This window comes from Variovorax sp. RO1 (assembly GCF_002849325.1).
Lineage (GTDB): Bacteria > Pseudomonadota > Gammaproteobacteria > Burkholderiales > Burkholderiaceae_C > Variovorax.
This window is the reverse complement of the sequence record NZ_PKMT01000002.1, coordinates 1-12,145: the sequence shown is the minus strand read 5'-3', so window position 1 is coordinate 12,145 and position 12,145 is coordinate 1. Positions and strand designations below refer to the sequence as shown.

The 12,145-nt window shown below is 67.9% G+C and carries 9 protein-coding genes and 1 tRNA gene; 2 read left to right on the top strand and 8 right to left on the bottom strand.

Features of this window, described 5'->3' with window-relative positions; all coding sequences use genetic code 11:
- The first annotated feature begins 151 nt into the window (after window positions 1-151).
- Window positions 152-1,675: a glycosyltransferase gene (locus tag CY658_RS11220; RefSeq protein WP_143713674.1), complete on the top strand. Its 1,524-nt coding sequence runs from the start codon at window positions 152-154 to the stop codon at window positions 1,673-1,675.
- A 111-nt stretch (window positions 1,676-1,786) separates the two neighbouring features.
- Here the strand turns inward: CY658_RS11220 and CY658_RS11215 are convergent.
- The 7 genes from CY658_RS11215 to CY658_RS11185 form a co-directional block, all read right to left on the bottom strand.
- Window positions 1,787-1,861 (bottom strand) — tRNA-Arg (locus CY658_RS11215).
- A gap of 61 nt (window positions 1,862-1,922) precedes the next feature.
- Window positions 1,923-6,035, bottom strand: a complete 4,113-nt coding sequence (locus CY658_RS11210) for a translocation/assembly module TamB domain-containing protein (RefSeq protein WP_101490333.1) — start codon at window positions 6,033-6,035, stop codon at window positions 1,923-1,925.
- A gap of 8 nt (window positions 6,036-6,043) precedes the next feature.
- Window positions 6,044-7,969 (bottom strand): autotransporter assembly complex protein TamA, encoded by a 1,926-nt coding sequence (locus CY658_RS11205; protein ID WP_101490332.1) that lies wholly within the window; start codon window positions 7,967-7,969, stop codon window positions 6,044-6,046.
- Between the two features lie 58 nt (window positions 7,970-8,027).
- Window positions 8,028-9,215, bottom strand: a complete 1,188-nt coding sequence (locus tag CY658_RS11200) for a vWA domain-containing protein (RefSeq protein ID WP_099792873.1) — start codon at window positions 9,213-9,215, stop codon at window positions 8,028-8,030.
- A 31-nt stretch (window positions 9,216-9,246) separates the two neighbouring features.
- Window positions 9,247-9,834, bottom strand: coding sequence for a GNAT family N-acetyltransferase (locus CY658_RS11195; protein WP_101490331.1), 588 nt, complete (start codon window positions 9,832-9,834; stop codon window positions 9,247-9,249).
- Window positions 9,835-9,888: 54 nt separating this feature from the next.
- On the bottom strand, window positions 9,889-10,143 hold the full coding sequence (locus tag CY658_RS11190; protein ID WP_056577818.1) for a hypothetical protein: 255 nt from the start codon (window positions 10,141-10,143) through the stop codon (window positions 9,889-9,891).
- A gap of 4 nt (window positions 10,144-10,147) precedes the next feature.
- The gene (locus CY658_RS11185) at window positions 10,148-11,002 is read right to left on the bottom strand and encodes an AAA family ATPase (protein ID WP_101490330.1); all 855 of its coding nucleotides are present in this window, start codon (window positions 11,000-11,002) and stop codon (window positions 10,148-10,150) included.
- A gap of 150 nt (window positions 11,003-11,152) precedes the next feature.
- Here CY658_RS11185 and CY658_RS11180 point away from each other — a divergent pair, with 150 nt between their 5' ends.
- A complete protein-coding gene (locus CY658_RS11180; protein WP_101490329.1) occupies window positions 11,153-11,845 on the top strand; it encodes a c-type cytochrome in 693 nt (230 codons plus the stop codon).
- A 53-nt stretch (window positions 11,846-11,898) separates the two neighbouring features.
- On the opposite strand, the gene CY658_RS11175 is transcribed toward CY658_RS11180, so the two are convergent.
- Window positions 11,899-12,145, bottom strand: a 247-nt coding sequence (locus tag CY658_RS11175) for an integrase core domain-containing protein (RefSeq protein WP_143713672.1), incomplete at its 5' end; no start/stop codon positions are given.

Genomic DNA, 12,145 nt, shown 5'->3' with positions numbered 1-12,145 from the left:
GCGCGAGGCGGCACGCACGCATCCGGGTTTGAATGCAGCGCCCGAATCGACGCACCACCGTCGACGGTCCGAAGCAGCGACGCTGCAATGCCGTCTTGATTGACAATTCGACGCCACGCACCCTGCAAGCACGTACCTCGAGGAGTTGGGTTTGACGAACGACACTGGGAATTCGCCGCTCAAGGCCGACCACGCATCGGCGGTTTCAGGAACGGCGGGAGTTGTGGGGCCTTCCCGGGCGGAGCGCGTGTTGTTCCTGCAGGAAAATCTGCGCCAGATCGGCAACGGCATTGAAGTCGCAGGCATCCGCCGAGCCCATCTCTTCCATGGGCACCTCGGCATCACCCCATGGATACTGACCAGCAATTTCTCTCCTCGCCTGCGTGAAAACGTAGCGACCTTGAAGGCCGAGGGAGCGCTGCCTTCGGAAACGAGGGTGCTCAATGTCTATGACTGGCTCGTGGACATGCGTGACGAGGGCCTGCTGATCCCGCTTGCTTCATCGCGCTCGGCGTCTGGCTCGCCTGCGGGGGGAGGCAAGCCGAACACTGCCAGGCTTTCGCTGCGAAAGGTCAGCCACCCAGCCGCCTGGGATTCGACGCAGACCGGTTGTGAAGAATTCGAGCTGGCGAACGGCCAGGTCTTGATGCGAAAGACGTTCAAGCCGGGCCGAGGCGGCACGGATCTGCAAGCCATCGAGCTGCGCAGTGCGGAGGGCACCTCGATCACCTACGCGACCGAGAGTGACTTTGTCTGCGCGATGATGGGCGCCAATCTGGAAGAAGACGTCACCTGGCACTTTCTCGTCGACAAGAACGAGATGTACCGCAAGCTCCGGCAGAGCGCGGCAAGCCGCCGGCTTCACTGCACTGTCAGTGCCTTCGTGCACAGCACCCATCGGCTTCCCAATGGGCAACTGAAAATCAGCTATCGGCATCTGCTCGAAGATCCGGACTCTTTCGACAGCCTCATTGTTGCCACGGAAGAGCAGCGGCGGGACTTGCTCGAGACCGGTGTGCCGGCCACAAAGTTGAGTGTGATCCCGCACGCGTTGTCTCGTGTGCCCGAGACCGTCGAATCGGCTTCTTTGCCGGAGAAACGGGTGATCTATCTGGCGCGCTACACAGCGAAGAAGCAGCATGAGTTGCTTTTTCAGGTGTTCGAGCGCGTCCTCCGAAAGATCCCGGATGCGCAGTTGCACAACTACGGCGTCGGCCCTCTGCAGGCGGCGCTCCAGGCACGCGTCGACGCCACCGGTCTGGCGGGGAGCATCTTCATCCACGGCTACGCGAGTGATGTTGCCACCCTCTTCAGGGCGTCGAGTCTCGGCGTGATGGCGTCCAGCGAGGAGGGTTTCTCGCTGTTCGGATTGGAGTGCCTGGCCCACGCGCGCCCGCTGGTGGCCTTTTCCGTGAAGTACGGTCCGAAGGATTTGCTGGAGGGCCGTGATGCCGGCATCCTGGTTCCTCCCGGAGAGGTCGGCGCGATGGCCGATGCGATCGTGGCGCTGCTGGAGGACCCCGAGAAAGCATATGACCTTCGCTTCGGCGCATTGGCGTCCGCAGAGCGCTTCACGGCGGACAAGGTCGCGCAGCGGTGGTCCACATGGTGGGCGGATGTCCGTGAGATCGCGCGACAACGTGCGCTCGCAGGCGTGAGTCTCCGAGGTGCCTGAAACCCTCGAACTCCAGGCACGTGATGACGTGCTTGGGGTGAGGCAGGCCATTGAAGGCACTGTGTCACTGGGGGAGCCGAAAGGCGCTTGGGAAGTCCCAGGCCTTGGATGTGGTGCCTTCGACAGGAATCGAACCTGTATCTGAGTCTTAGGAGGACCCCGTTCTATCCATTGAACTACGAAGACGGTGCGCGCTGCAGCTGCTGCTGCGCGGCCCGCACTTTACCAGTTTGGGGTGTCTGCACCCTCAGTCGTACTTCACCGTATAGATCAGGTCCACCCCGCTCGTCTGCCCCGCCTGCCCCCGCAGCGTGAGGCGTTTCGTCAGGTCGTAGAAGATGAAGATCGTGCCGAAGGTGCCGCCCAGGCTGCGTTCGTAGGTGATGTAGAAGTCTTTCGACAGCCGCTTGCCGAGCGTGACGGCCGACTCGCGCAGGTCGCCGCCGTTGCCGGGGCCCTTGAAGCCGAGTTCGTCCAGGCCGAAGCGGCTGGCCAGGCTGCCGCCGGTGGTGGTGCCGCCGATCTTGCCGAGCAGCGACAGGGCGGCCTGCTGCAGCAGGGCCGATTCGCCGCCGCTGGTGGCCGAGGCGCGGCCCAGGATGACCCATGACAGGGTTTCGGCGTCGGACAGCGCGGGCTCGGCGTAGAGCTTCACGCGGGGCGACTGCGCGGAGCCGGTGATCTGCACGCCGGCGCGCTGCGAGATGTTCGGGCGGATGGCCAGGATGTCGAGCGCGGGGTTGTCGAAGGGGCCGTTGAAGCGCGCGATGCCGGTCTCAACGTCGAGCTGCTGGCCGTAGGCGCGGTACTGGCCCTTCACGGTCTTCACTTCGCCGGTGATGCGCGGCGGGGCGTCCAGGCGGGTGCTGCGGATTTCGAGTTCGCCTTCGAGCCGCGTGGTGATGCCGCGGCCCTGCACGGCGAAGTCGTCGCCGAGGTCGAAGGTGACGACGATGTCGGGCGGCTTGGCGGTCTGGGGCTTGTTGGCGGCCTTGGCCGCCTGGGCGTCGGCCTTGGCGGATTCGCGCTGCGCGGCCTCGGCGGCAGCCCTGTCCTTGGCGGCCGAGCGCACGACGACGTCGCTGCCCAGGCTGGGCGCGGTCTCGTCGGGCAGGATGATGACGGCACGGTCGGTCTTGAGCTTGCCGCGCACGTTGAACTGGCCGTTGTCCAGCCGCGCCTGCAGGTTGCCCGACAGCGACACCTGGCGGTCGGTGCGCACCAGCACGCGCAGGGCGCGCAGCTCGGCCTGCAGGGCCATGCGGATGCCGGTGCTGGTCGCGCTGTTGTTGCTGCCCCAGCTGAGGTCGCCGCGCGCGGTGAGCGAGCCGCCGTCGGTGCGCGCTTCGCTGGCGGCGGTGCTGCGGTTGCCGCTTTGGCCGCCGATGCGTGCGTTGCTGCCGGCGCCGCCCTTGAGCGTGAACTCGGCAATTTCGAGGCGGTCGCCGGTGAGCGAGGCGCGCAGGCGGCCGTCGCGCAGGTCGAGGCCTTCGACGGGCGCGCGCAGCGCGAGCTGGTCGGCGCCGAGCGTGCCGTTCCAGCGCGGCGCGGTGCGGTTGCCCGACAGGGTGGCGTTGGCGTCGAGCGTGCCGGCGATGCGCCAGCCGGGCGGCGCGAGCATCGACCACACGCCGAGGTTGGGCAGCGCAGCGCGCAGCGTGCCGTTGAGCGGCGCGTCGGGCGCCCACTGCCAGCCGCCGCTGCGCTGCTGCATGCGGGTGCCGAGTTCGGCGTCGAGGCGGCCGGCGCGTTCGCTGTCCCAGGCCAGGGTGGCGCGCACGGCGTCGCCTTGCGCGTCGAGCTGCAGTTCGGCGCGGCGCAGGCCGGCCGGGGTGGCGGTGAGATCGACGCCGTTGACGTCGTTCTTGCCGCTGGCCGAGCTCATGGTGCGTTCGCTCGCCGTGCCGGTTCCGGTGCTGGTGATGCGGGTGACGAGCGCCGCCTCGCCGGCCTGCACGCGGATGTCGCCGCTCTGGCGCGCAAGGCGGGCCTTGGCGCGCAGGGTGTCGCCGGCGTCGATGTCCCAGTCGCCGTTGAACAGCAGGTCGCCGCTGATGCCGAGTTCGCTCAGCGTGGCGTTGGCGCCGAACGCGCCGGCCCAGGCCATCGGCAGGCCCTGCATCTGGCCCTTGGACTGCAGGCGGAACACGCGGTTCGGTGCGGCGCCGCTCTGGTTGAAGCGCAGCGGCTGCCAGTCGATGCGCACGGTGCCGGGCAGCGGGCCGCGCAAGGTGGCCTCGGCGGCGGAGGCTTCGACATCGAGGCGGTTGTCGGCGGCGCGCACGGTGGCCGTGACTTCGCGGCCCAGCTCCAGCACCCAGGGCCCTTGGCCGGGGCGCGCGGTGGCGGTGTCTTGCGCTTGAAGTCGCAGGCTGGCGAGGGTGGCGCGCCACTGGTTGGCGCTGGCGAGGCCGCCGCTGGCGCGGGTGTCGAGCGCGAGCTTTTGCGTGCCGGTGGTGGCTTCGCCCTTGAGCGTCAGCGTGGCCTGGGCAATGCTGCCGGCGAGGTCGGCCTGCAGCTCGCGCAACTGCACAGAGGTGGCCGTGCCGTCGGGCTGTGCGGCGGGCAGGTTCAGGTCGAGGCGCGGCACGGCGAGCGCGGCCTTGAGGCTGGGCTCGGCGCTGCCGCGTGCGGTGGGGGCGCCGGGGTTTTCGATGCGGCGTTGCACGGTCTGCCAGCCGCCTTGCCAGCTGGCGTCGAGGCGGGCGCTGCCCTTGGCGCTGGCGTTCGCGAACACGCCCGACAGGCCCGGCAGGCCTTGCACCCAGCGCTGCATCGCCTCGGCGTCGTCGATGCGCGCCTTGAGGTCGCCGCCGCCAGTGGCGGGCGCGATGCGGCCGTCGAGTTGCGCGCTGCCGCCCGGCAGCGAGAGGTCGAGCTTGCCGCTGGCGGCCTGGTCGGCCACGCGCACCTGCAGCTTGCCGTCGATGCGGGCGCGCATGGCTTCGACGCGCAGGGTGCGCAGGTCGAGCACCTGGTCTTTCCACTGGCCCTGCGCCAATGCGCGGTCGAGGCCGAAGCCGGGCAGCGCCTTGCTGCCGGCGCCGCCGTTGCCTTCGGCGCGGAGGGCCACGTCGAAGACGAGGGTGTCGGAGTCTTCGGCCTGCCGTGCACTGATCTGCCCGCCGACGGGCGTGCCCGACAGCTCGCCGTACAGCGCGCCGGGCCGCACGCCGCGCACGGTGGCGCGCACCTGCCAGGGCGAGGGCGCGGGGCTCCAGCTGCCTTCGGCGTCGATGCGGCCGCCGCCCGCGCGCACGGTGGCTTCGGGCACGGTCCAGGTCGTGCCGTCGAAGCCGACCTGCGCCTCGACCTGCTCGATCGGCAGCTTCTGTTGGTCCCACGGGCCGGCGACGGCGTTGCGGATGTCGGCCGAGGCCTTCCATGCGGCGGGGCCGGTGGCGGCGTCGGGCGCGAGTTCGACGGTGCCGGTGAGCCGGGTCTGCGGCGCGCCGGGCCAGAGGCTGGCGGCGTCGACGTTGCGCAGGTCGGCCTTGGCATCGACCACGGGCTGCGGCAGCCAGGGCGCGATCTGCGCGCGCAGCGTGGCTTCCATCGGCGCTTCGGCGTTGGGCTCGGTGGGTTGCAGGTCGGCGGCGACCTGCAGGCGCGCCTCGGGGCCGGCCAGCGTGCCTTTGACCGAGGCCTTGGCCTGCACCTCGAGGTGGCGGTCTTCAGCGAGCGGGGCCTTCACGCGGCCGTCGAGCGTGGCGTCGAGCGCCATCGGCGCCGGGCCTTGCAGCCGCACGCGGGCGCTGTAGTGGCCGTCGGCGATGTCGACGCCTTCGATGTCCAGCGCGTGCTGCGCGCCGAGGTAGCTGTAGCGGCCGGCGAGGCCGGTGGCCTGCAGCGGGGGCGGGCCGGCCCAGCGCAGCTCGTCGATGCGGAAGGGCACCTCGGCCACCTCGACGGGCAGCGCGACCTGTGCCAGCGGCTCGGTCGGCGTGTCGCTGGGCGGGCCGCGGCGTTCGATCGACAGGCGTGCCGCGTGGATGTCGCCGAGCTGCACCTTGCGCTGGAACAGCGGCGCGAGCTGCCAGCCGAGCGTGGCGTCGTTCACCTCGACCGCGAGGGTCTCGCTTTGCCACTTGAGCCAGCCGATGCGTCCGCCGGTGCGCAGCGAGCCGGTCACGTCGCGGCTTTCGAGCGTCTGGCCCGCAGGCAGGCGCTGTGCGGCCTGCGCGAGCGCGAAGGCCAACGACTTGTTCGAGCCGAGCCACCACCAGGTGCCTGCGGCGAGCAGCAGCACGACCAGCAACAGGCCCGCCAGGGTCCAGCCCAGCGCGCGCAGCACGCGGCGGGTGCGCGAGCGGCGGCGGGGGCTGGGAGGGGGCGTGGCTGCGGCGGGCGTGGTCGGCATGAAGCGGGTCAGAAGGTGAAGCCGAGACGGAAGTGCAGGCGGAATTTCTTCGAGTCGACGCCGTAGGCCAGGTCGGCCTGCACGGGGCCGATGGGGCTGCGCCAGCGCGCACCGACGCCCACGCCGACCTTGGGCTTGAGCTCGCCGGGCTTGTCGGCCACGGCGCCGGCATCCACGAACACCACGCTCTCCCATTCGGTGAGCTTGTCCTTGTAGACGAAGGGGCGCTGCCATTCGAGGCTGGCCACGCCGAGGTAGCGGCCCGACACGGTCTTGCCGTCGGCGCGCACGGTGCCGATCTGCTTGTAGCTGTAGCCGCGCACGGTGGTGTCGCCGCCGGTGAGGAACATCAGCGTGGACGGGATCTGCGCGCTGTCCTTGGCGGCGACGGCGCCGGCCTCCAGGCGCATCTGCAGCCGGCTGCGGCGCGCGCGGGCGTTCTTGTCGTCGGCTGCGCCCAGCGGCAGCACGCCGAGAAAGCGCGCGTAGGTGCGGGTGAAGGGCAGTTGCTGGCCGGTGAGCGTGTAGCCCGCGGCCATTTCGAGCGCCAGGCCGTAGCCGCGCGAGGGCGCCGAGTTGTCGTCGAAGTAGCGCCCGGTCCAGCCCCAGTTGGCGGTGACGGCCGAGGCCGAGGGCGGCGCGTCGGTGCCGCGGTTGTGGGCGTAGTCGTACTGCAGGAACAGGCTGCGGTCGATGTGGTCGCTCGACTTGCTTTGCCCGCCGCGCAGGCGGCCGCTGTCGACCACGTAGCTGCCCGACTGCTCGCTCTTGAGTTCGCCGCCGGCAAACCAGCGCCAGCCGCGGTCGTTGGGCACGGCGTTCCACTCGGTGCCCAGCGACTGGATGTCGTTGTCCAGCGAGAGCCGCGACACGGCGCGCCAGCCGAGCAGCGGCATGCGGTTGTGGGTGTGATCGATCGACAGGCGCGGGCCGTTGTCGGTGGTGAAGCCCACGCCCATCACGACCTTCTGCAGCGGCGCCTCGCGCAGTTGGGCGATCACGGGCGCGGCCAGGGGCGTGTTGCTGTCGGTGTCGAGCGTGAGAAACACCGAGTCGTAGTAGCCGCTGCTGGCCAGGCGTTGTTGCGCGTCGAGCAGCTTCTGCTGGTCGTAGTCGGTGCCGGTGGGCAGGCGCGCGATGCGGCGCGCGGCATCGGCGTCGTAGCGCTCCACGCCGCGCAGCACGAGCGGGCCGAACTTGTAGGCCGGGCCCGACTGGTAGGTCACGCCGAGGCGGGCTTCGTGGCGGTCGGCATCGACCTCGGCGCGGCTGACTTCCACGCTGCCGGTGGGAAAGCGCTTGGCCGTGAGGCTGCGCAGCGCGGTGGTCTTGGCGTCGTCCCACGCTCCTTGGGTGAAAGGCTCGCCAGCGCGCAGCGCCCAACCGGTGCGGATGGCGTCGCGCTGCGCTTCGGCGGTGGGGTCGTCGGCGATCTGGCCGGCGTAGCGGATCTGCACCGTCGACACCTTGGTGCGCTCGCCGGGCGCGACGGTGATGACGACCTCGCGCGGGGCCTCGGTGCTGTCGGGCGTTTCCTTGAGTTCGAGCGTGAGCGTGGGCGTGAAGTAGCCCAGCGTGCCCAGCAGTTCGCGCGCGTTGGCCTCGGCCGCGACCATGAGGCGCGAGACCTCGGTCACGCCCAGGTCGTCGAGCTCGCGGTAGCGCTGGATTTCGAGGTGGCGCGTCAGGTAGTCGCGCTCGGTCTCGGGGCCGCGCACGTCGACGGTGAAGGCGCGGCGCCGGCCATCGGCCTTGGCTTTGTCGTCGTCCTTGTTGCTGTCGGCATCGGCGCTGCGCACCACGCCGACGGTGGGCGCGCCCGTGTCTGCCGCCTCTTTTTTAGGCAGCAGGCTGCAGCCTTGCAAAAGCAGGACGCCGGAAAAAAGCAAAGCCGGCCACAACGCCGGCGAAAGAACGGATGCCACCCTGACCATGGGGGCATTCTGACAGCACACGTGTGACGCGTGCCCCCCACTTGTGCGGGGCCGCGGGTTACTTGGACAGCATGCGCATCGCCTCTTCGAGGCCGCGCAAGGTGAGCGGGTACATGCGGTTGGACATGAGCTGCTGCATCACCGCGATGCTCTGGCGGTACTGCCACACGCCCTGGGGCTCGGGGTTGATCCAGGCGAACTTGGGGAAGGTGTGCGTGAGGCGCTGGATCCACTCGGCGCCGGCCTCTTCGTTGTTGTATTCGACGCTGCCGCCAGGTTGCAAAATTTCGTAAGGACTCATCGTGGCGTCGCCCACGAAGATCAACTTGTAGTCTTTGTTGTACTTGCGCAGGATGTCCCAGGTCGCGAACTTCTCGGAGAAGCGGCGCTTGTTGTTCTTCCACATGAAGTCGTAGACGCAGTTGTGGAAGTAGTAGAACTCCAGGTGCTTGAACTCGGTCTTCACGGCCGAGAACAGCTCTTCGACGCGCTGGATGTGCTCGTCCATCGTCCCGCCCACGTCCATCAGCAGCAGCACCTTGACGTTGTTGTGGCGCTCGGGCCGCATCTTGATGTCGAGGTAGCCCGCGTTGGCGGCGGTCGAGTGGATAGTGTTGTCCAGGTCCAGCTCTTCCACGTTGCCTTCGCGCGCGAACTTGCGCAGCCGGCGCAGCGCGACCTTGATGTTGCGCGTGCCCAGTTCCTGCGTGTCGTCGTAGTCCTTGTAGGCGCGCTGGTCCCACACCTTGACGGCGCTCTTGTTCTTGCCCGCGCCGCCGATGCGGATGCCCTGCGGGTTGTAGCCGCCGTTGCCGAAGGGCGAGGTGCCGCCCGTGCCGATCCACTTGCTGCCGCCCTCGTGGCGCTCTTTCTGCTCTTCGAAGCGCTTCTTGAGCGTTTCCATGAGCTCGTCCCAGCCCATCTTCTCGATCTTGGCTTTTTCTTCGGCGGTGAACTCGCGCTCCAGCGTCTTCTTGAGCCAGTCGAGCGGCACTTCCTTGGTGAAGTCGGTGAGCATCTCGACGCCCTTGAAGTAGGCGGCGAAGGCGCGGTCGAACTTGTCGTAGTGCTTCTCGTCCTTCACGAGCGCGGTGCGCGAGAGGTAGTAGAAGTCGTCGATGCCGTAGGCGCCGTCGGAGTTCGGGCCCACCACGTCGGCCTTGAGCGCCTCGAGCAGCGTGAGGTATTCCTTGACCGACACCGGCAGCTTGGCCGAACGCAGCGTGTAGAAGAAGTCGATGAGCATGGGGTGCGCTCCTTGTGTGTCGTCGCCGGTGTCAGTCGCGCGGCCGGTCGAGCAGGTACTGCAGCTGGGCCTTCACCTCGGGCCATTCGCCCGCGCGCAGGCTGTACATGACGGTGTCGCGGATGGTGCCGTCGCGGCGCATCACGTGGCCGCGGATCACGCCGTCTTTCTTCGCGCCCAGGCGCTCGATGGCGCGCTGCGAAGCGAAGTTGAAGTTGTCGGTGCGCCAGCCCACCACATTGCAGCCGAGCGTGTCGAACGCGTGCGTGAGCATCAGCAGCTTGCAGGTGGTGTTGACGTGGGTCCGGTGGCAGCGCGCGGCGTACCAGGTGTAGCCAATTTCGACGCGCTTCACGCCCGGCAGGATGTCGTGAAAGCTGGTGCTGCCCAGCACCGTGCCGGTGGCCTCGTCGGTCACGGCGAAGGCGAAGCGGTCGGCGGTTTTGAGGGCGGTCTCGATGTAGGCGCGCGTGTCCTGCGGCTCGGGCACGGAGGTGACGCGCAGCTTCCACAGCTCGCCGTCGGCGGCCGCGGCGCGCAGGCCGTCTTCGTGGGGGAGTGCGAGCGGCACCAGCGCGATGCCGCGGGCCTTCAGGGTGACAGGTTCGACGAACGCCATATCAAGAGACTCTCTCGTGAGCAGTGGGGCAGGGGCTCGGCTTGTGGCGGCTTCTCAGCCGCGCGGGTTGCCGTACTTGCGCGTGTACCAGGCACGCGCCAGTTGCACGCCGGCGCCGCCGCCCAGGCCGATCAGCAGGATGCCGAAGATTTCCTTGTTGCCGTAGCCGCCCGCGCCGAAGGCGTCGAGGCCCAGCAGCAGGCCGATGCCGCGGCCGAGCAGGGCGCCCGCCACGAACAGCACCGCCTGGGCAATGCCCAGCTTCATCAACTGGCCGGTGGAATGCGGCGGTGGCTGTTGCTGGCTCATGGGCTCAGCGGTTGTTGCGTTGCATGAAGACGAGCTTCTCGAACAGCGTCACGTCTTGCTCGTTCTTGAGCAGCGCGCCCACCAGCGGCGGCACGGCGACCTTGTCGTCCTTGCTCTGCAGGGCTTCGAGCGGAATGTCTTCGGCCACCAGCAGCTTGAGCCAGTCGAGCAGTTCGGAGGTCGAGGGCTTCTTCTTCAGGCCGGGCAGGTTGCGCACGTCGTAGAAGGTCTTCATTGCCGACGTGAGCAGCTCCTGCTTCAGGTTCGGGAAGTGCACGGCGATGATGTGCTTCATCGTCTCGGCATCGGGGAACTTGATGTAGTGGAAGAAGCAGCGGCGCAGGAAGGCGTCGGGCAGTTCCTTCTCGTTGTTCGAGGTGATGAACACCAGCGGACGGTGCTTGGCACGAATGAGTTCGCGCGTCTCGTAGCAGTAGAACTCCATGCGGTCGATTTCGCGCAGCAGGTCGTTCGGGAATTCGATGTCGGCCTTGTCGATCTCGTCGATCAGCAGCGCGACCGGCTGCTCGGCCGTGAAGGCCTGCCACAGCACGCCCTTGATGATGTAGTTCTGGATGTCCTTCACGCGCTGGCCGCCGTCCACGTCGGCCAGTTGCGAGTCGCGCAGGCGGCTCACGGCATCGTATTCATACAGGCCCTGTTGCGCCTTGGTGGTCGACTTGATGTGCCACTGCAGCAGCGGCATGTCGAGCGCTTGCGCCACTTCCTCGGCCAGCATGGTCTTGCCGGTGCCGGGCTCGCCCTTGACGAGCAGCGGGCGCTGGAGTGTGATGGCCGCGTTGACCGCCAGCATCAGGTCCTGAGTGGCGACGTAGTTGTCTGAGCCCTTGAATTTCATGAGTGGAGCGGAGGCAGGGTGGAGAAAAGAACACACTCGAACTGCATTGCGCAGCCTCTTGTGCAGCTCGCGCGAGGTTCCCGTGGGACCCTTGCATATAATCGAATGTTGATTCGAAAAACTGTATCTCCACGAGATTGTGCGCGCAAAATGAACAAGTTGTTGACCACGATGTTTGCCCTTGCTGTCGCTTGCGTGACGCTCTCGGCACAAGCCCAGCAAGTCACTGGCAAGCCCCAGGACGGCGCCAAGAAGGTCCAGATGTGTGTGGGCTGCCACGGCATCATCGGCTACCAGGCGAGCTTTCCCGAGATCCACAAGGTCCCGATGATCGCGGGCCAGAGCGCCACGTACATCTCGGCCGCGCTCACCGCGTACAAGGGCGGTGACCGCAAGCACCCGACGATGCGCGCCATCGCCGACAGCCTCACCGAACAGGACATCGCCGACCTCTCGGCCTACTACAGCCAGCTCGGCGTGAAGGAAGGCGATGCGCCTCCGGCCGCACCGGCCAAGGCTGCGTCCGAGAACGTCCAGGCGCTCATCGCGCGCGACAAGGACAACAGCTGCACCAAGTGCCACGGCGCCAACTTCAACACGCCGAACGACGGCACCGTGCCCAAGCTGGCCGGCCAGCACGCCGACTACCTGTTCGTGGCGCTCAAGTCGTACCGCGTGAAGAACAACCCCCACCTCGGCCGTTCGAACGCCGTGATGGCCGCGCAGGTCGAACCCAAGAAGTTCACCAACGCCGAACTGAAGACCCTGGCCACCTACATCAGCACGCTGCCCGGCGAACTGAAGATCGTGCCGGAGTCGCGCCTGCATCACGCGCCTCAGTAAGCCAAGCCAGTCCGCAAGACTGGTGCCTGACCCGTCCTGCGATAGGTTGACACCTACGAGGGACACATAGCCGGCGTGCTGAAGCCGGCAATAGACGCCCGATGAACCTCATCGGGCGTTTTCAATTCTAGGGACAGGTGCGGTCTCTCCTGGTTGTAGATCTGCACCGACTGGCGAACCATCCGGGCGGCCTGCGCCAGGTCGGCGGGCCGATGCAGCAGGAACTCCATCTTCAGGATTCCGTTGACGCGCTCGGCCAGCGCGTTCTGGTAGCAGTCGTAGCCGTCGGTCATCGAGCAG